Consider the following 20,315-nt stretch of genomic DNA (forward strand, 5'->3'; position numbering starts at 1 on the left):
AGCTTGTCGAGAAATAACCATTACGCGCCCGGGATGACTGCCGAGGCGGCGTAATGCCTAAGGGGGACAGTTTATGAACGATCTAAGACGACATCCTGAAGAAGCCAGTCATGAAAAACTTTTACTTCATCACGCATGACTTTTTGCTGCGGGGTGACCAGATAATAGGACCATCTGAGCGGCCACCGATGGTCGGGATGCAGCTGAACCAGCTGCCCTGTTTCGATAAGGTTCTTCACCAGAGCATACCGGACAATAGCTACCCCCCTGCCGCTCAGGGCCGACAGGATGACTGCGGAGGTGGAATTAATATGCAGCCCGCTTTCCAGCGCTTCGGGTGCACCGACCGCCACCAGTACATCATCCCATGACGGAAAATCCGCCCCCGGATGCGGCGTGTCATCGTGTATAAGTTTTTGCGTGGCGAGCCATTCACTGCAGGCCATTTTCCCGGGTGGCATCAGACGCGGGCTGCAGACCAGCACGGCTTCTTCATCCATCAGCCAGGTTTTATTCACGCTTGGCCAGTCGCCCTGACCGCAGCGAATACCGATATCCGCTTCCCCGTGTGATACGTCCATCAGTTTTTCGGTGACGTTAAGCCGCAGATCGATACTTTCGTTAGCTTCTGAAAATCGGTTCAGGCGATCCATCAGCCAGTTCATCACCAGTACCTGAGATGCCGTCACCACCACCACCGAGCGCGACCGGCGACCGCGAAGCTTGTTTAGTCCGGTTTCAAGTTTGTCGAGTCCCTGCGTGATGTCCTGTAGCGCCTCCTGCGCTTCGTCAACCAGCGTCAGCCGCTCTTTTCCTGAGCGGGTGCGGTGAAGAAGCGGGTGCCCTACCCAGTCTTCCAGCGAGCGTACCAGCTGGCCAACTGCAGCGGGCGTAACGCCCAGCTCCTGTGCCGCGCCGGTAAAGCTGCCGTGCCTGGCGGTGGCTTCAAAAGCGTGCAGCCATTTAAGTCGGTTTAGCGATCGCATTATGGGCATCCTGATTCATAATTTTCCTCAGTATACGCCAGCGAGAAAGATTTTCTTTCCTGAGTCGCAATTTCTTCTCAGTCGTCAATCATACGCCCGGGTGGCATTCTGATTTCACACGATGAGGAGCACGCCTTTTCATTAATGACAACCATATGAATTCAAAGAGGTTAGCGATGAACGCATCTTTTGCTGGTAAAAAACTGTTAGTGGTCGGCGGTACAAGCGGTATGGGCTTCGAAACGGCGAAGCTGGTTCTGAAAAACGGTGGAAGCGTTGTGCTGGTTGGCAATCGTCAGGACAAAGCCGAGCAGGCCCGCCAGGCGCTGGCTGCGGACGGTCAGGTCTCCATCATCGTTGCCGACCTGATGAAAGAAGAAGGTATGCAGCACGTTGTTAATACTATCAATGCTGAACATAAAGATATCAGCCTGCTGGTGAATGCAGCCGGTGTGTTCTTCCCTAAACCTTTCGTCGACAATGAGATGTCCGACTACGACATGTATATGGACATTAACCGCGCGACCTTCTTCATTACCCGCGACGTGGTACGCAATATGGTCGAGGGCGGTATCAAAGGTTCAATCGTCAATATCGGTTCAATGTGGGCCCAGCAGGCTATTGGTGCTACTCCTTCTGCTGCATATTCGATGGCTAAAGCCGGTCTGCACGCGTTGACTAAAAACCTGGCCATTGAGCTCGGCGGAAACGGCATTCGTGTTAATGCGGTTTCTCCGGCCGTCGTACACACACCAATTTACGAAGGCTTCATTCCAAAAGACGATGTGAAGAATGTGATGAATAGCTTTGACAGCTTCCACCCGATCGGTCGCGTGGGTACGCCGGTCGATATCGCGGAAACCGTTGCCTTCCTGCTTTCTGACAAAACTGGCTGGGTCACCGGTGCTATCTGGGATATCGATGGCGGCGTGATGGCTGGCCGTAACGCCTGATGACCATGCCGCACGCGCTTACCCGCGTGCGGCACTGGAGTAATTATGCAAATCCAGACTGCGCATTATGACCTTGTCTCCACCTGGCAGGGTGGCATGGCCAGCCGGACGCTCTGCCAGTGCCTTTCCTCAGACAACGATCCGCCTGCACTGCAAAGTCACGTTATCGATTCCGATGAACCGGTTTCGCTGGGTGGCGAAGGGCTGGCTCCTGACCCTCAGGAGCTAATCCTTGCTGCGTTTAATGCCTGCATGATGGCTTCTTTTATTCAGGAAGCCAGAGCTGAGGGTTTCGTCCTTACCCATCTTGCAATACACACTGACGGGCACCTTCCGAAGAGTATACCGGCATTCGGCGGCAGAGCTGCGGAGGATGCTTCCGGCAGGCTTAAGTATGTCATCCACGTAAGCGGTGACGGCACGGTACATCAGCTTGAAGGGATTCATCAGCGAGTGATTAACGCTTCCCTGAACCGGTGGTTACTGGCCCAGAATATGCTGATCGAAGGTGACTTAGTACAGTGCTGACGCGGCTGGAGCGTTCTGCACATCTGTCTGGTGATAAAGAGACAGTGGAACCCGTTGCAACCGTTGTCGCCTGTAACAGGCGTGTCTCGTTTTCTTATCGTCCTCGCCATCTGATAATCCCCATTATTAACGGTGCAATTAATGAACAAAAAATATCGCGCTATGCAGATCGTTGCTCCCGGAGTGCTGGAAATGACAGAGCGGCCGATACCCGCGCCCGGTCCGGATGAGGTGCTCATCAGGATTGAAGCGTGCGGAGTATGCGGTGCCGATCTCCGGGACGCGGAAAAAGCGCCGCAGGAGGGCCAGCCGGGCCGTATACCGGGTCATGAAATCGTCGGATTTATTGCCCGGAAGGGGGACAGCGTGCCCGATATCTGGCAAACCGGTCAGCGGGTAGGAATCGGGCGACTGGGCGGGTACTGTCAGCACTGCAGGCCCTGCCGCAGCGGACTGTTTCATCTCTGTGAAAACCAACTGACGCCGGGTCTCAGCTGCGATGGCGGCTACGCAGAGTACGTTGTCATGCGCCATACCGCGCTGATAGCCATACCCTCAGCGCTCTCTTCCGTGAATGCCGCACCCATCCTTTGCGCCGGTACCGCTACTTTCAACGCGCTGCGTAATTCTGGCGCCAGGGCAGGCGACCGGGTGGTGGTTCTCGGAATGGGGGGGCTTGGCCACATGGCCGTTCAGTACGCCTGTAAAATGGGTTTGGAGGTGACTGTGATTGCGCGGGGGAGTGAAAAAGAGCGAGCGGCCTTTGAGCTGGGTGCGCATCACTACATTGATGCACTCGAGGAAAACGCACCAGAGCGCCTGAAAAACAACGGGGGTGTGGATTTTATTGTGGCAACGGCACCGGCTTCAGATACGGTTTCAACCCTCCTGTCCGCCCTGGCCCCACGGGGAAAAGCGATACTGCTGGGTACCGGACAAACGCCGCTGCAGATCACGCCTGGTATGATGATCGGCGCTGAACGTACCCTGACAGGATCCTTCGTCAGCACACCAGTGCAGACTGAGCGCGCACTGCAGTTCAGCCACCTCTTTCAGGCTTTACCCGTTACAGAACCGCTGACCTTTGAGCGTGCAAACGAGGCTCTCAACAGACTCAGGATGGGTCAGGTCCGCTACCGGATAGTACTCACCATGAATCAGGATAATTAATCACATGTCCGCAGAACATTTCCTGCCTGTAGCAGAGCAGAAAAATAATATTATTCGTCTATCGGCCGCTCAGGCTCTCGCTGGCGCTAACTCGGTGGTCTTCTACGCCACGGGCGCCATTGTCGGCAACACTATTGCTCCCAGCGGCGCGCTGGCAACGTTGCCCATCACCATGTTTGTTATAGGAATGGCGGCCTGCATCCTGCCATTAGGCGCACTGGCGCGAAAGAAGGGTCGTAAGGCCGCATTCATGGTCGGCACCGGAGCGGGCGTTATTACCGGCCTGGCTGCTGCCCTCGCCGTCGTCGTTGGCTCATTCCTGTTATTTTGCATTGCTGCATTTTTGGGTGGTGCATATGCAGCCGTTGCGCTCAGCTTTCGTTTTGCCGCTACGGATGGCGTCACGCCCGAACGCCGCGCCCGGGCTCTGTCGCTGGTTATGGGGGGCGGAGTAATTGCTGGTGTGGTTGGTCCTATGCTGGTTTCAGGAACGATGCACCTCTGGTCGCCTCATACCTTCGCCGTCACATTTCTCGCTCAGGCTATCGTAGCCGTCATTTCGGCATTCATACTCAAAGGCGTCAAAACTGCGGAACCGGTCGGTGCGATAAAAACGGATGGACGGCCTTTACGCGAAATTGTTCGTCAGCCTGGATTTGCCAGAACAGTGTTCAGCGGTGCGGTAACCTATATGGTGATGAACTTCCTGATGACGGCAGCACCACTCTCGATGCATATGCACGGCATTTCTCAGCAGGCGTCCAATCTCGGCATCCAGTGGCATGTTATTGCCATGTACGGTCCGGGTTTTTTCACCGGCAAATTAATTCACCGCTTTGGCGCCATGCGTATTGCCGCTGCGGGTCTGCTTATCACTGGATGCTCTGTCCTGATCGGCCTCGGTGGAACCGATATTTTCCACTACTGGCTTTCGCTGATTCTGCTGGGTCTGGGCTGGAATTTTGGCTTCACCGGCGCATCGGCGAAGATCATTGAATATCACAGTCCCGATGAGAAAACCCAGGTCCAGTCCCTGAACGATTTTGTGGTGTTCGGGGTGATGATCGTTGGATCATTTTCTTCAGGTGCTCTGCTCAGTCTTTACGGCTGGAACGCCGTGCTGTGGGGATCCTTAATTCCCATCGGGCTAGCATTTTTAGCTATTGTTAACGAGTTGCGGGCAAAACAGCAGAATAAATTCAGCTTCTGAGGCAGTTTTATCTGCTGCCTGGAAGCAAGTTATGTTGATGTAAAAGGTATCTAAAGCCCAAAGTCCAGAAGCATGATTTTGGGCATACTTGTCTCTTGTTCATTTTACCCACATTAAAGGAGGCAAGAAGCCTCCTTTATAAGGTAATGGCTTAATCAGGATTGAATTTTTAAATTTCTTCCTGCGCAGACACCAAAAATAACCATAACTAAAGAAAGAAGCACGCCAATATACAGGACTTCTGACCAGTTCCCGGTTAATGTATGTATTCTGCCCGCAACGGCAGGACCAAAAGCACCTATTAAAAAGTTAACGCATTGGGCCATGCCAGATAGTGAGGCGGCCTGCTGAGGGTTGGTACTTCTCAGTCCGATAAACATCAGGGACAGTATAAGAGCTCCCCCGCTCCCCATACCAAACATAAATGCCCATGCATAAGAAAGATCAGGAATCAAAGCGAATCCAAGCAGCGCTACGCACTGGAAGAGGCATAATACAGCTGCAATAAATTTCTGATCTTTTCTTTTGGCAACTATTGATCCCAGTACCAGGCCCGGCAATATCGAAGCGCACTGCATGAAACCATGTATTGATCCTGCAGTTTCTTTAGAATTTCCCACATCGGTTAAAACGGAGGGGAGCCAAGTCACAATTGCGTAAAATATTATTGAGTTGAGGGACATAAATATAGTGACCTGCCAGGCCAGCCATGAACTCCAAACGCTTTTTCCTTTCTTCATCGGCGTAGCCACGGCGCCAGCCTGCTTACCAGATTTATTTAGTCTGCTATACAGCAGTGCTAAGCCCAGAACAGGAAAAATTAATGTGCACGCCAGAGCTACTTGCCACCCGAATCTGTTCATTAAAGGTATTGCAGTTGCTGAAGTCACAGCAGCAGAAACCCCGATCGCCACACCATACTTACCCGTTATATTGGCAACTTTATCTGAAAAATCGCGCTTTACCATCCCAGGGAGCAGAACGTTACCAACGGCAATGCTAACGCCTATAAGTAACGTACCGCTATAAAGCTGCCACTCCTGCCCCATAGAGCGAAGAATAATCCCTGACACCATGATTAAGAGTGCAAAAAATATAGTTTTTTCAAATCCAAATACTCTGGCAAGGTTTCCAGCAAACGGAGCGATCAGCCCTAATGCTACTAATGGCAACGTTGTTAAAAAGCCAGCCATTGTTGTAGTGAGATTAAATTGCGACTGTAAGGTTTGAATCAAAGGTCCTACACCTAATATAGGTGCACGTAATGTTGTAGCAATTACAAGGATTACAGCGGTAAGCAATACAGGATGTACCATGCCTGACGGGACATCTAATTTGGTTTTCATGATTGGTCTCATTTCCAAGTTTGAAAACTAAAGATAGCTTTTTGGATATTTGTAGGATATAGATATTATGACTACTTATACCTAAAAAAGGACAATATTGTTCATGATCCATCCAATTATGCCGCTGGAATGGAATTTCGATGAAGCGGAGACTTTCGGTCCTGTGGCTGGCATGAAAATCCAAGCTTCTGATAAAGAGGGATTTCCTTTACATAAACATCCTCAGGGGCAGCTTGTCATATCCTTAAAAGGAGCGGTGTCATGTGAAGTTGCTCACGAGTTATGGGCCGTTCCGCCACAATGTGGCGTTTGGATCCCCTCTAATACTCCTCACAGTATAAGCACGACTTCTGAAGCTAAATTATGCATGTTATACATCAGGCCAGAATCATCAACTTTGCCCGATAAATGCTGCACAATTGCAATTTCCCCACTTGTGCGTGAACTTATTTTAGATATTACAGATCAACCCTCAGAATATTCAGAAAACAGCTTAACTTATCGCAAAGCTTCAATTCTTCTGGAAGAACTCGCCACAATGCCTGTGGAGAATTTTTGCCTGCCCATTTCTGATGATCCAAGGCTATATAAAATGTTAAAAACCCTCGCGGATAATCCCGATGACCGTCGCACGCTTTCTGCTTGGAGTAGCACGCTTGCAATGAGCCACAGAACACTTGCAAGGTTAATAGTAAAGGAAACAGGCCTGCATTTGGTAGATGGCGGCAGCAACTTCATCTGGTAATTGCGTTGAGACAACTTGCCGCAGGAGAGTCGGTCCAAAATGTAGCTGGCCAATTAGGTTATGATTCGGTCAATGCATTTATCACTATGTTTAAGAAATTCACAGGAAAGTCGCCGGGTAAATACTTTCAATGAACGATTTCATCCTCGTCTGTTATAAAACATCCTCATACCATCACCCGATTTTACAAGCGTTAATAGCGCAAATGATACTTGGAGGAATGAGAATATGAGCATCTTCTGCTAACCAAAATAGAGGATAAGAGCGTCTGATGAGAATGGGCCAATAAACCTTACGCTAAATACTATAAGCCATTGAGTGACTGCATTCATGTTTTTCGTTGGCTCGACGAAAAATAACTATGCTGGCTGATGCTGCCGATGAAGGTATAATATCATTAAAAAAATTACCTTCTGACTTTAATTAATAAAAACTTTTTAATATCAATGTATAATATCACCCGCAAAAATGCTTGCGGGTGATATTTATTCTACATTTAAAACTTATAAGTCAGAGATGCAAAGATCGACCTTCCTGTACCATACGCTCCCTGATCATAAAAACCCAGAACGCTGTAATATTGTTTATCAAACAAATTGGCAATATTAACCTGCGCAGTTAGTGCGTCACTAATATCGTAACGAGCATATAAATCTACTAATGAGTATGACCCTTGGTTAATTCGGACATCCTTATCGTTGTAGCTGATGTCAGTATAAGTTCTGTTCTGCCACCTCAGACCACCACCTACGCTAAGTCTGTTGTTAAAGGTAGCCGGTTTATACGAGGTAAAAGCTTTAACCGTTGTGCGAGGTAACTGCGTATTGATGCTGCTGTTGTCGGCAGTGTCCATGACGTAACGTGTATAACCTAAACTAACATCCCATCCTGGCATCAGGGTACCGTTCGTTTCAATTTCGAATCCTTTGCTAATGGCTTTATTAGATGCAACATAAGCCTGATCCGAAGAGTTATTTACATAATTCGAACCATCAGCAACGGCAATGTTAGATTGTTCAGTGCGGAAAATGGTGAATGATGACGTGAATTTATCGTCCAGCGTTGACGCTTTAACTCCTGCTTCATAGTTTTTGCCATCCAGCGGCTTAAGGTATGAGCCATCTTGATTACGATATGTCTGAGGGCTAAAAATACCAGAATAGCTGGTATATAACGAATAGTAATCGTTGATATCATAAACAATGCCCGCGTAAGGTGTTACCTTACTTTGCGTAGTGCTATCTGAACCAGTTGTTCTCCAGTCAGTGAAACGTCCACCTAAAATAAGCTTGGTCTGATCTGTTAGATTTAGTCTGCTGGTTGCATACAAGCTGCGTTGATAAATACTCTCAGTGCCCTCATCATGGTAGGGTCCCCAATCAGGCTCAGCGACATCACCATTAAATGAATAGATATTTTCAACAATGATTTTTTTTCGATCGGTTCCGTATGAGTGATTTCTTTGACGACTAGCACTGGTCCCAATAACTAATTCGTGTTCTCTATTAAAGAGTTCAAACGGGCCCTTAGCATACGCATCAGCTGAATAAACCCTGCGAGACGAAAGATATTTAGCTGAAGTATAAGTTACGTTTCCTGTTGACGCATCAGGTGAATCACTAAACGACGCAAGTTTCTCATCTGCTTTAGTTTCTGAATAAGAGCTGTTTAACTTGAATTCCCATCCGTTATCAAAGAAATGATCAAGAGAAATAAAAACGCGGTTATTGGTTGATAGCCAGTGCGTCCAGTCTGGGGCGGTGTTAAATGATCGAGGCCAGTTTATACGATTCCCCGCAGAATCAAGATAGGACCATCCTCCCCATGTCGAGGCACCAGGCTTAGATTTCTGATAATCATATCCGATACTCAGTACAGTATTCGTACCCAAATTGGCATCGATCACACCGTAAAAAAGCTGATTTTTTTTATTGTATCTATCTAATTGTGAGTCTGCATCCTGGAGGGTTGTGATGAAACGCCCCCGAATATCGCCATCTTCAGATAATGGAGTGCTGACATCTAAGGTAGTGCGATATTGATTCCATGATCCGACACCTGCACTTACTGAGCCAGTAAACTCTCTGCTTACAGCATGTTTTCTTACCATATTCACAGTTGCGGAAGGGTTTCCCGTGCCTGTAAGCAAGCCATTTGCTCCTCTGACAACTTCCACACGATCATAAATGGATAGGTCCATATTTGTATCGAGATATGAACTTATTGAGCCTGTTGTAGTAGGCAATCCATCATAGGAAAGATTATCAATACGATATCCACGCGACCAGTAAGTATAACGTTCAGAATCATAACTGCTTTCAGATATTCCTGTCGTATTTTTAAGGGCATCACCAATTGATTGCATGTTCTGATCTTGTATACGTGCAGGTGTTATAATTGAAACTGATTGTGGCGTTTCTTTAATGGATAAATCCAGTTTTGTTGCGGCCGTAGACTTGTCAACCGTGTAGTTTCCCGAAGATTCTCCAGTAACAGTTAAAGTATCGTTACTATTTTCCGCATAAGTATAGGAGCCAAATGAAATCAGGCTTAATACACACGAGGCTTTGATTAAATTACAATTTATAGCTATTATTCTTCTCAACGCTAAATTCCTTATGATTTATAGCAAGCATAAATATTTTGCACATTCTTAAATGTGATATTTAACTAAAGCATCACCTACATATAATTTAATTAATATTTAGTTTTTGCATGGCTGCAATATAAATATTTATTCATTCTCAATTAAATTTCAGGTGCGCTCTGGAGCACACTTTTCGCTTAAAAACAAATGATAATCATTCCCATAATCTATTTATTGGAAGCGATTCCTGATGTCGCGTTATCGACAAACTATATCGATAACGCGACAAATCAGCAGCCTGAAGCTGAGAAATGACTGAAGGTTCATTCAAGAGGTGTTGTTTTTTGGGGCACACTTGTACCCGACAAATAGGTAATTGAAGTGAAGGACGTCGCACGTGCATTCATCGTACAGCTTAATTTAGTACTTCATCTTCCTCATTAGTGATTAATGATTTCAGACGTATGGTGCAGAGCGTCATAGTAAAAATAACGCGCTGCACCCATTCAATTAACTCTGTCCCGGATAAGATAGGTAGCTCATTCCGGTGATCCATTCAGGCACGGATTCATACGCCACATAATCTGGTCGCGCGCCTTTCATTGCCCCCATAAGTGCAACCCAATTGAGTGCTTCGTGTCCTCCATGACCACCGCGTTCTTCCACCTCTGCGTAGGTCAAAGCACGCATGTATTCAACATCACCAGCTTCAAAACGCTCAAGCATTTCCCGGTCCCACTCTTCATTGACAAGTGGGTGACTTTTGCCGAGTGGCCATTCCATTTTGCTCATCATATCGATTTCATACTGCGCAAAATCAGTATAAAGAGAAGGATCGTTGACCAAGGCTTCTTTACCGATGGTTTGATAGACTTTCATGCGTTGCAGCAGTTCGTCATCTTCCGGTGCGCCTTCAGTCCAAACTGGCGGCCAGTGCGACAATCCACCTGTTGCCAGGAAATGAACATGGTAGTCATCTGGCAGCGAATCAACTATCTCACGGACTTTAAGGCCCAGGTCATAAGCACGTGAATAAGGCATCAGCGGAGGTGAGAACACATTGATATAGACTGGTACGACGGGAATATTGAACTCAGGATTAATAAAATGAAGTGGCATCATGAGATTGTTACCATACTCAATGGCACCCATCCGTGTTGCTTCAAAACCGCCATGGATAAGCTTTTCGAGCAGTGTCGTTGCTATTTCTGCGTTACTGGCAATACTATGCTGCTTATCAAACTTTAAAGCTTCCATCATATATTCGGCTGGACCAATGTTGGCATCACTAATTGGCACAGCCAACGTTGGCATTAAATTACGGAAGTTGTTTTCGAAATGGTCATCAAGAAAGGCGATGATGAGATTAGGTTTAGTATCATCGATGCATTTTTTTAAACGGCCATGAATATCTGCGAGTCTTTGGCGTTGTTCAACAGATGGAGCATCTGCCCAGCCTAGAGCACCTGGTACATGGGACATGCTGATAGCACTAACAATCTTAGCCATTTTGTTACCTCAATAATTTAGTGTTTTCCGCTATCGGAAATGAACGTCGGAAAGAGCCCTTTTCCACATTAAGCGGAAAAGGCTCATTATTAAATTAAGAACAACAACCCTAAGAGACTTAATTTAATCAGAAAACATTACCAACTAGACTATCGTATTAGTCAGCTCACCAATTTCCCTCATCGACACAGTGACTTCATCACCCTTCGATAAATATTTAGGCGGATTGAAACCCAAGCCAACACCGGCAGGTGTTCCAGTGGCAATGACATCACCAGGTAATAAAGTAATGTTTTGCCCAATTGTTTTAATCAACTCAGGAATGTTGAAAATTAAGTCGGAAATAGAAGCTTCCTGGCGTTTTTCACCGTTAACTGTGCAAACAATCTTTTGCTCAGAAGGATGCCCGAATTCATCCGCTGTTATAATCACAGGGCCCATTGGACAGAAGCCATCAATACCTTTGCCAAGAATCCATTGGCTGTGCTGTTTTTGCAAGTGACGTGAAGTTAAATCATTCACCAGCGTATAGCCAAAGACATATGACATTGGATCATCTGACTCTTTCACACGCCCTTTCTTACCCAGGACTACTGCCAGTTCCGCTTCGTAATCTATAGTGTTGTAAGGATCCAGAGTACTATCAATACTGTCACCGGGTCCGCTGATCGAGGTAGACGGTTTGGTAAAGATAATCGGATGCGATGGCACATTTCCAGCTGCAGCGCTTGAGTCGTAACCGCTGTTACCAAACTCTTCTGCATGGGCATAATAATTTTTCCCGACACAGAAAATATTACGGCGGGTTTCGGGAATGGGCGCAAGCAACGTAACATCGCTCAGGTTAATGTCTGCCGAATGATTTCTTTCACTACAAAGCTCAAGTTCTACCTTCAGCTCTGAATATCGCTCGATGAGCACATTCATATCATTGGTTTTGACAATGCCTGATATGTCTACAATTTTTCCGCTTTTATTGATAAGGCCAATCTTTTTTTCACCTGACAGAATATAAGTCAACAGTTTCATACATCACCTTTTAATAAAAACATTTTAATCACGAGCACGCGCTATCGCTTCGACTTCAAGCAGAAAATCTTCTTTTACCAAGCGGTCCACTACCAATAAAGTATTTGGTGCATAATCAGAGGTTGCAAAGACTTTAGGAAAGAGTTCTTTTCGTTTCAACATAAACTTTTCAATATGCTGAGAAGCAACCAAATACGTTGTAAATTTAGCGATATCATTAAAATCACATCCTACTGCTTTAAGTACATCACTCAGGTTTTTGAAGACCTGATCAAATTGCGCGTCAAAATCGCCTTTTCCCACCACGCTTCCGTCCAAGCCAACGGACAGCTGTCCGGAAATAAAATAGAGATCGCCTGCACGGACTTTCGTCAGACTGGAATATAATCCCTGTGCGGGGCTGATGTTTTCAGGGTTAAGATATTCAACTTTATCAGTCACAATATAATCCTTCATTTCTAGGGTTTAATTAACAACTCAAAAATGGGCAACAGAACTCCCTCAGGGTAATATCCTGTAAGATTCAATTGCACACTTTGCTACAAAGATTCAGAGCCGGTATTTAATGAAAATTACCATCAAAACACTAATTAATTTTCTGTGCCCCGGCGACGTAAACGGTCAAGGACTACAGCCAGAATGATGACTATTCCTACCGCAAGTGTCTGGTAATAGGCCGATACACCAATCATGTTCATTACATTCGACAATAGCGTGAGAACCACGACACCGGTGATTACCTGCCTGATATTGCCTGCCCCGCCAGCAAGCGCGACGCCGCCTAATACCACTGCTGCAAGTGATTGCAATGTCAGGTTAGCTGCTGCGATAGGCTGCGCTGAACTTGTCCAGGCAGTAAGCACAATTGCGCCAGTACCGGCACAGAATCCGCTCACCATGTAAACCAAGACTGTTACGAAGCGCACGTTAATGCCTGATTTTGATGCCGCCGACACGTTCGATCCGATTGCATATACATAGCGGCCAAACAGCGTAAATTTCAGCAACACCGCGACCATTACCGTTAGCGCGACCGCTATCCATACCAACATTGGCAGGCCTAATAATGTGTCGTAGCCAACAGCCTGAACATAGGCAGCAGGAACATCATAAATCGGCACACCACCCGATAAAATCAGCGCGATAGCTTGCGCCACCGAGAGCATGCCAAGTGTTATCACCAAAGGGGACGTTTTGAAGAAAGCGATAATAAAACCCGATACCGCTCCGGTCATCGTTCCGGTAATCAACATGGCCAGTAAACCTGCTGCTACTCCGTACTGATTCATGATCATGACACCCGCGACACCGGCAAGAGACATCGCTGACGATAAAGAGAGATCGAGACCACCTCTTATTACTGCCACAGCCTGACCAAGCGAAATAATCAATAAAGGCGCCAGCTGGCATGCAAGATTGACCGCATTACTCACGGTAAAGAAGCGCGGCTGGATGAAGCCAGCGACTGCCGCAGTCAACACCACCAGGAGAGGAAGCATCCAGTCAGAAAGTGAAAAATATCTATTTTTCATCATCTTTTCTGTAGATATAAAGCCCATTTCTTTGCTTGTAGTCATGACACAAACTCCTGTTCATTCTCTGAATGAAAGCGGGTTGTAACCACGGTTTCTTTCTGGCCCACGACATCTGCAATGATGGAAGCTTTGTCATTTTCATCCGGGGCAGAGTAAGTTTTTACAATGCTGCCGTGAAACATGGTCCACACTGTATCGCTTAACATCATGGTTTCGGCCAGGTCACTTGAAAGCATCAATACAGAAACACCTGATGATGCAAGCGCACGAATTCGTTGATGAATTTCATGCTTCGCATCAATATCTACTCCTGCCGTGGGCTCTTCCAGCACCAGAATTTTTTGGGCACAGGCCATGGCTCTAGTGAGCAGAACCTTCTGCTGATTACCACCGCTGAGGCTGGTTAGCAGATCCTGCTTACTGCCATACTTGACGCCGGATTGCTTCAATAGCTCATCCGATTTCAACTCAGTCTGACGCGTATTTAACATGCCGCAGCGGGTATATTTTTTTAGCTGCGTTATCATGAGATTTTCACTGATGGTCAATGATGCATAAACGCAATTGCTCGCTCTGCCTGCAGGAAGCCACGCGACCCCGTGACGTAAGGCTTCAGAGACACCGCTCGGCTTCCAGCGCTGACCTTCCATCCGGAAGGAAATGCCGTCATGCGCCTTACCGGGTATGAAACCAACCAGCTGCTGCAGCAAAACGTCTCCACCACAGCCGACTACCCCGTAGATGCCGACAATCTCTCCCCGCCCGATAGTGAATACCCCACGACCGCCACTGGCTTTAGGTACATTTTCGATATCAATAAGAGGTGCATAAGTGTTGCATCCTCTTCCATGAATAAAAAGGTTTTCAGGCTTCTTACCGGTCAAACGCGTCACAATTAAGTCGCCGGTGATATCACTGTCCATCGGAAATGCATCAACGACCTGGCCATTACGCATAATGGTGACGCGATCGCTTACTGCAACAACGTCATCAATGTGATGTGTAACCAGCACAGAGGCGATACCAGCAGTACGTAATCTTCTCAGCACGTTAAAAAAGTTTTCTTTTTCCACCGCGCCAAGCATAGCTGTGGGCTCGTCAAAGATAATGACGCGTGGGTGGGACATGAGAGACTTACCGATCTCAATGAGCTGCTGAATGGCAACCGGGTATGCACTAACCGGACGTTCAATATCCAGCTCATCCAGGCCCAGCTGGGAAAGTACTTCACGCACTCTTTTCGTTTCTACCTGCCTGCGTGTCAGGGAAAGCAGGGTTTTCCCGTTCTCAGAACCCAACCACAGGTTGGCCCGAACTGACAAGCTCGGCGCGAGAGATAATTCCTGATAAACCATCACTACGCCCGCATGACGGGCTTCGCGGGAACTGCTAAATGCAACTTGCTCATCGGCATACCAGATAACGCCTTCATCAGCTGAATACAGCCCGCTGATGATTTTGCCGATCGTTGATTTTCCTGCACCGTTTTCACCTAAAACACAATGTATTTCACCCGCCTGAAACTGAATTGAGACATTTTTCAGCGCCTGCGTTGCACCGAAGCGCTTACTTAAGCCACTAACTCGCAACAGTGGTGATGGCGCGTTGCTCTCCGATACAATGTCCGTCTGAATCTTCTGCATGATGAATTCCTCAAAACGTGCTATTGCATGGACGGGATTTTCCAGTCTTCAGGAACGATTTCATATGTCTCAAACGGATGTGTCGAGACATTGGCTTTATCAATGACTTTGTTGGGTACATTGAAGTGGGGATAGCTGAGGCCGTCTGTTCCAGACGCTGCAAGGTCAGGCATCGGTTTATTTTCCATAGCCCGTATAGCGTACTGCACGATCAGGCGTCCCATAATGATGCCCGGCTCAGACACTACGGCCAGTAATCTTCCGTCTTTGATCATCGGCGCCGCACTCTTAACCATCGCGGAGCTCACTACCGGCGCCTGACGGTTTTGCTGGCGCACCGCCTGCGCGGCCCCCATGCCCAGTGTTATTTGCGGTGTATAAATAAAATTGATATTTGGGTTGCGCAACAGTAGATCAGAAGCCTTGGTTAACCCTTCTTGAAGATCGATATTACCGCCAAAACCCGTTTCAACTAATTCAACTGGAGTAGCGCACTTCTTAGCTTCTGCTTTGAAACCTTCATAACGCAATCGAACCCACTCAGCCCCTGCGGGGCCGGGGATCATAGCCACATTTTTAGATTTCTCTGGCGATTTACAGACTGCATCCGCCATCAGACTGCCGATGTGGGTATCATCCTGAAGCACCCCGAAATCAATGTTCTTACTGTTCACGGGAATGCCTACAGCGGCCACTTTCATGCCACTGGACTTCAATGACTTGATAATAGGATCAAACCCATTAAATGCCGCCGGTGCCAGAACGGCTACATCAGTACCCATGCTCTTAAACGCTTCGAGTTGGGCAAACTGTTCACGGACATTGCCGTAGGCTCCAGCAACAGATACCTGGACGACATCGACACCGGTACGTTTTGCTTCGTCGGTAATACCGTAAATAATCCCTTTATAAAAATCATCGTTAAGATGAACAACGGTGACACCCAGTTTAAAGGGCTTATCCGCTTTCATTTCAGGAATTATTCCAACCAGACGATCTTCTTCTGCATGTGCTGCAAAACTAAAAATAATTGATGCCAGTAAACAGGAAGATTTTAACGGTAACGCTTTTTCATTGAATCTCGAAAGCCAGCTCATTTTAATTCCCTCGTTCAATACTTATAAAGGCCAGGTTATTAACTTCTGGGGAAAAACCTGTGTAATGAAAGAATGACTTAATATCTAACCAGAACTTTTATCGATTCTGTTAAAGCAAAATTCGCCTTTTTTACAGACATAACAAGTCAATCATCTTCCAATTGAAAGAGACTTGTTACTAATTGAGTTCAATAAAGGCGTCCGATGCCGTTATAACCTCCTACTTCTAGATGCAGTGAATTAAAAAAGTTGTTTCACTGCAGCCATAAAAGCATCATTCCTCTCCAACACCACTGAGTGAGAGCAATTATTCAGAATCTGTAAATCAGCATATCTGATATTTTTTGCAAGTATCTCAGAACTACTTGCAGGAAAAGGAATATCATCACGTCCATGTAGCATAATTACCGGGCATTCAATTGCCGCGAGCGTCTCTTTGCTAAGAGTTGTTTTTTCTACATATTGTTGCGGTTCGCCGGTGAACATTTCATCAAAGTATTCCGCATATCCTTCCTGGAACACAACGGGTTCGCGCGCGCTTATGTAGTCATTATCGATAACTGATTTATCGTGGATAAGGGTACTAAGTGTTGAAATGAGTTCATCGCGATTTTTTGGGCAGCGCCAGATTCGCTGCGTTGCTTCAGACGCTTTAAAAGGTGCACCAATCGCGCCAGTCGTCAATACGGCCTTAACGCGGGAGTCGCTTGCGGCAACATTTAGCGCAATAGCAGCAGAAATTGAATGACCAATTAATCCTAATTCATTCACACCGATGACATCGATCATGGCTTTAGCCTGTCGAATCCACATTTCAAAATCGAAATAGGGTTTTTCAGCTTTACGATCGCTAATGCCAAAGCCAATAAGATCAAGAGCGTATACATTAAAATTCTCGCCTAATGGTTCGAGAATACGTCCCCAGTTACCCAAACTGGATGCTCCAGGTCCTGAACCATGTATGAGTAATAATGTTTTTCTGCCTGCTGAACCCTTGCCAATATCAGCGTAATAGTAGCCTGCTTCAATTCCTTCAAATTCAAACGAGGATTTCTTCACTGTCACGTACATAAAAACTCCTGGCGTGCTCATGTGGGTCTGAAATCAATAATACGCAACAAAAATGATTTATGAAGAAGAAAATGGATTTTTTGTGACATCATAGATATTTCGTATGAATATCCTTCTTACAGATGCTGTGCTATTATGTAATCAAAAGCGTTGAAATTTTACCCAAGCTTATGAAAATAGTGAATATTCCTGGAGAGGGATTATGAAAAGCTCAAAAGAAGGAAAATCGTTAAACGAGACGATTTATGCATCTCTACGTGAGTTGATCCTTACGGGACAGCTCATTCCGGGTAAGAAACTCAAAATCTCTGAACTCGCAGGTCGCTTTGACGTTAGTCTCAATGTGGTGCGTGAAGCACTAAACAGATTGACCGGAGAACTTTTAGTAGAGGTGGCTCCGCAGCAGGGATTCAGCGTGCGAGGCCTTTATCAGGACGAGCTTATCGATCTCACTGAGCAAAGGGTCACGTTTGAAAGTATTGCGCTGCGTAAGGCAATTGCTTCCGGTGACATTGAGTGGCAGGGACGTCTAATCGCTTCCAATCATCGTCTGATTCACACACCGCAAACACTGCCCGAAAGCCCGGACAAGCTCAATCCCGACTGGCATAGCCGGCATGAGGATTTCAACTTTATCATGATGGAGAACTGTGGCAGTAAATGGCTGTTCCTCATGATTAAACAACTCGCAGAAGCTTACCTGATTTATCAGCGCGTCCTGCTACCGGTTGTTCCTGACCAGGGGGAGCGCAATACAGACCATAACGAACTGCTCCAGGCCATACTTGATGGTGATGCAGAAGGTGCAGTATCTATCCTCACTGAACACCTTAACCAAACCCGGGACGTGATGCTAAACGTTTTAAACGTTACAGCGCCTTCTGGTATTGGCAGACGAATCACTCATTAAAAGATGTTGAACATGGATAAACAGCAAACCCGACAGCTCCGAGCGGTACATGTCAGCCACGTGAGCGATATTAACCCGCGTATGAAACGCATCTGTCTTACCGGTGAATCTGTTGCAGCATTCGCAGAAGTGCTACCGGCGGCATGGGTAAAAGTATTTTTTACTCCACCTAATGAACCTGAAGGACCGGGGCGCGCCTATACTATTCGACGTATGTGTCCTGTAATCAATGAGTTGGTTCTGGACTTTGTTCAACACGGTGAAGGCCCAGCGGCCAGCTGGAGCCGATCTGCTAAGGAAGGCGATATCATCAGAATCGCTGGTCCTCGTGAAGGTATCGCTTTAAAAGGCATCCAGTCATTGCTCTTGTTTGGCGATGAAACGGCAATACCGGGAATTTTTGGGATCATCGAAGCGTTAGACGAAAACGTCACTGTTCAGGTTTTCATTGTGAAAGAGACAGAGGCTTCTTATGCTCCGCCTCATACCCTCGCTGCTTTATCGCTGAATTGGCTCAAAGGTGATGAGGATTTGGCAGCTCAGGTTACATCCTGGATTCAGAACAACAGCCCTGATCATGTTTGGGGAGCTGGCGAGCACAGTGTGGTCATCCCGCTGCGAAAACATCTTTTTCAGACATTTGGCCGAAGCAGGAAAGACACGACTATTACAGCTTACTGGAAATCAGGTGAAGCTGATCACCGTGATAACGCTGAGTAATCTCGCATCATTTGCTTTTTAACCATACACCCAACAGCACTGCCCCAAAATCATCGGGCCAGTGCTGTTTTTGTTATGTTTCTCTTTGCATTAACCCTGAATCTGATTCATTTTCCCCTTCACAGCTGCACAGATCCGCTTTAACCCCTCGGTCAAAACGCTACGCGGGCAGGCCGGATTAAGTCTGATAAACGCATCGGCATTGTCGACAAAACCGTTTCCGGAAACCACCAGGACATTGGCCTCGTTTATGAAGAAATTGCCCAGTGCCTTGCCTTTCAGCCCTAAAGCAGAACAGTCAATCCACATCAGATAAGTGCCTTCGCAGTCAATCATCTTCAATAAAGGCGCATGTTCCTGTAGATAACATTCGGCAAAATCAATGTTGCTTCTGATATAGGTGCGCACTTCATCCAGCCACTGATGGCCTTCTTTATAGGCTGCCGTAAAACCAATCATGCCAAAAATATTGGGCCGTTTACTGTCGCGCGACAAACAGTCCAGTTCAAACTTTTTTCTGAGTTCGGGATTCGCAATCACATTAACCGAGATCTGCAGACCCGCCATGTTGAAGGTTTTGGTTGGAGACATGCAGGTTATCGTGTTTTGCAGTAATGCCTCACTTAATGAGGCGATGCTTATGTGCTGCCTGTTGCCAAATATCATGTCGCAATGAACTTCGTCGGAAACAATTACAACATTATTTCTAAGGCAAATTTCGCCTATACGAAGCAGCTCATCTTCTGTGAGCACCCGACAGGTTGGATTATGTGGATTGCATAATATAAGCATTTTCGCCCGGGGGGATTGAGCTTTGACTTCCAGATCGTCAAAATCGATGCTGTATTTCCCATCGCGGTATAACATTGGGTTATGCGCTGGAACTCTTCCGTTAGAAACGGTAAGTTCGGTAAACAACGAAAACGCAGGCGTTTGAAAGATCACTTCATCGCCAGGTTCTGTTAGCACCCGCACGGCACCACCAATTCCAGCAATCACGCCTGGTGTATAGCTAATCCATTCGCGCTCGATATCCCAGCGATAATGCTTCTTAGACCACTCGATAAACGGATCGAAATAATCACCAGCTGGCTGCACATATCCATAAAGGCTAAAGTTTGCGGCGTTTGTGACCGCCTTAACAACAGGTTCGGCTGTACGAAAATCCATATCAGCCAGACCCAGCGCAACAGTATTGCTGTCTTTACAATCTCGCAATTTATAAGCGGATGTATTCCGGCGGTCGATAACCTCATCAAAATTACTGCTCATGCTT

Annotated in this window: 19 protein-coding genes; 8 read left to right on the forward strand and 11 right to left on the reverse strand. The window is 46.7% G+C overall.

Annotated elements, in window-relative coordinates:
- Nucleotides 1-71 precede the first annotated feature (71 nt).
- Entirely contained in the window at nucleotides 72-986 is a 915-nt protein-coding gene (locus AC6I8A_RS02455; protein WP_497817982.1) for a LysR substrate-binding domain-containing protein, read from the reverse strand.
- A 176-nt stretch (nucleotides 987-1,162) separates the two neighbouring features.
- Between AC6I8A_RS02455 and AC6I8A_RS02460 the strand changes: the two genes are divergently transcribed.
- From AC6I8A_RS02460 to AC6I8A_RS02475, 4 genes are all read left to right on the forward strand, one after another.
- Entirely contained in the window at nucleotides 1,163-1,939 is a 777-nt protein-coding gene (locus tag AC6I8A_RS02460) for an SDR family NAD(P)-dependent oxidoreductase (RefSeq protein ID WP_497817983.1), read from the forward strand.
- Nucleotides 1,940-1,984: 45 nt separating this feature from the next.
- Nucleotides 1,985-2,467 carry an OsmC family protein gene (locus tag AC6I8A_RS02465; protein WP_058959237.1) on the forward strand — a complete coding sequence of 161 codons (483 nt, stop codon included), beginning with the start codon at nucleotides 1,985-1,987 and terminating at the stop codon, nucleotides 2,465-2,467.
- Between the two features lie 141 nt (nucleotides 2,468-2,608).
- A complete protein-coding gene (locus AC6I8A_RS02470; protein WP_497817984.1) occupies nucleotides 2,609-3,637 on the forward strand; it encodes an alcohol dehydrogenase catalytic domain-containing protein in 1,029 nt (342 codons plus the stop codon).
- Between the two features lie 4 nt (nucleotides 3,638-3,641).
- Complete coding sequence (locus AC6I8A_RS02475) at nucleotides 3,642-4,847, forward strand: MFS transporter (protein WP_497817985.1); 1,206 nt, start codon at nucleotides 3,642-3,644, stop codon at nucleotides 4,845-4,847.
- A gap of 155 nt (nucleotides 4,848-5,002) precedes the next feature.
- On the opposite strand, the gene AC6I8A_RS02480 is transcribed toward AC6I8A_RS02475, so the two are convergent.
- Nucleotides 5,003-6,193, reverse strand: coding sequence for an MFS transporter (locus AC6I8A_RS02480; RefSeq protein ID WP_497817986.1), 1,191 nt, complete (start codon nucleotides 6,191-6,193; stop codon nucleotides 5,003-5,005).
- Between the two features lie 103 nt (nucleotides 6,194-6,296).
- On the opposite strand from AC6I8A_RS02480, the gene AC6I8A_RS02485 reads away from it, so the two are divergent.
- Together AC6I8A_RS02485 and AC6I8A_RS02490 are read left to right on the forward strand one after the other, a co-directional pair.
- Nucleotides 6,297-6,938, forward strand: coding sequence for an AraC family ligand binding domain-containing protein (locus AC6I8A_RS02485; protein ID WP_497817987.1), 642 nt, complete (start codon nucleotides 6,297-6,299; stop codon nucleotides 6,936-6,938).
- Nucleotides 6,939-6,943: 5 nt separating this feature from the next.
- Nucleotides 6,944-7,072 (forward strand): helix-turn-helix domain-containing protein, encoded by a 129-nt coding sequence (locus AC6I8A_RS02490; protein ID WP_497817988.1) that lies wholly within the window; start codon nucleotides 6,944-6,946, stop codon nucleotides 7,070-7,072.
- A 362-nt stretch (nucleotides 7,073-7,434) separates the two neighbouring features.
- On the opposite strand, the gene fhuE is transcribed toward AC6I8A_RS02490, so the two are convergent.
- From fhuE to AC6I8A_RS02530, 8 genes are all read right to left on the reverse strand, one after another.
- Nucleotides 7,435-9,543: a ferric-rhodotorulic acid/ferric-coprogen receptor FhuE gene (fhuE, locus tag AC6I8A_RS02495; protein WP_497817989.1), complete on the reverse strand. Its 2,109-nt coding sequence runs from the start codon at nucleotides 9,541-9,543 to the stop codon at nucleotides 7,435-7,437.
- A gap of 492 nt (nucleotides 9,544-10,035) precedes the next feature.
- Nucleotides 10,036-11,034, reverse strand: coding sequence for a DODA-type extradiol aromatic ring-opening family dioxygenase (locus tag AC6I8A_RS02500; protein WP_058959231.1), 999 nt, complete (start codon nucleotides 11,032-11,034; stop codon nucleotides 10,036-10,038).
- A gap of 144 nt (nucleotides 11,035-11,178) precedes the next feature.
- Nucleotides 11,179-12,063, reverse strand: coding sequence for a fumarylacetoacetate hydrolase family protein (locus AC6I8A_RS02505; protein WP_058959230.1), 885 nt, complete (start codon nucleotides 12,061-12,063; stop codon nucleotides 11,179-11,181).
- A 24-nt stretch (nucleotides 12,064-12,087) separates the two neighbouring features.
- Entirely contained in the window at nucleotides 12,088-12,504 is a 417-nt protein-coding gene (locus AC6I8A_RS02510; protein WP_153012250.1) for a RidA family protein, read from the reverse strand.
- A 149-nt stretch (nucleotides 12,505-12,653) separates the two neighbouring features.
- Nucleotides 12,654-13,640: an ABC transporter permease gene (locus tag AC6I8A_RS02515; protein ID WP_497817990.1), complete on the reverse strand. Its 987-nt coding sequence runs from the start codon at nucleotides 13,638-13,640 to the stop codon at nucleotides 12,654-12,656.
- On the reverse strand, nucleotides 13,637-15,241 hold the full coding sequence (locus AC6I8A_RS02520; RefSeq protein WP_497817991.1) for a sugar ABC transporter ATP-binding protein: 1,605 nt from the start codon (nucleotides 15,239-15,241) through the stop codon (nucleotides 13,637-13,639). The genes AC6I8A_RS02515 and AC6I8A_RS02520 overlap by 4 nt, the downstream gene beginning before the upstream one ends.
- A 20-nt stretch (nucleotides 15,242-15,261) precedes the next feature.
- Nucleotides 15,262-16,338, reverse strand: coding sequence for a substrate-binding domain-containing protein (locus AC6I8A_RS02525; protein WP_497817992.1), 1,077 nt, complete (start codon nucleotides 16,336-16,338; stop codon nucleotides 15,262-15,264).
- 240 nt (nucleotides 16,339-16,578) lie between these two features.
- Nucleotides 16,579-17,409, reverse strand: a complete 831-nt coding sequence (locus AC6I8A_RS02530; protein ID WP_497817993.1) for an alpha/beta fold hydrolase — start codon at nucleotides 17,407-17,409, stop codon at nucleotides 16,579-16,581.
- Nucleotides 17,410-17,611: 202 nt separating this feature from the next.
- On the opposite strand from AC6I8A_RS02530, the gene AC6I8A_RS02535 reads away from it, so the two are divergent.
- Both AC6I8A_RS02535 and AC6I8A_RS02540 read left to right on the forward strand, forming a co-directional pair.
- Nucleotides 17,612-18,319, forward strand: a complete 708-nt coding sequence (locus AC6I8A_RS02535; protein ID WP_497817994.1) for a GntR family transcriptional regulator — start codon at nucleotides 17,612-17,614, stop codon at nucleotides 18,317-18,319.
- A gap of 12 nt (nucleotides 18,320-18,331) precedes the next feature.
- Nucleotides 18,332-19,039: a siderophore-interacting protein gene (locus tag AC6I8A_RS02540; protein ID WP_497817995.1), complete on the forward strand. Its 708-nt coding sequence runs from the start codon at nucleotides 18,332-18,334 to the stop codon at nucleotides 19,037-19,039.
- 90 nt (nucleotides 19,040-19,129) lie between these two features.
- On the opposite strand, the gene AC6I8A_RS02545 is transcribed toward AC6I8A_RS02540, so the two are convergent.
- Nucleotides 19,130-20,311 (reverse strand): MalY/PatB family protein, encoded by a 1,182-nt coding sequence (locus AC6I8A_RS02545; RefSeq protein WP_497817996.1) that lies wholly within the window; start codon nucleotides 20,309-20,311, stop codon nucleotides 19,130-19,132.
- Nucleotides 20,312-20,315: the final 4 nt, after the last annotated feature.

It is taken from the genome of Pantoea sp. X-Soil-ISGK-275, assembly GCF_059730795.1.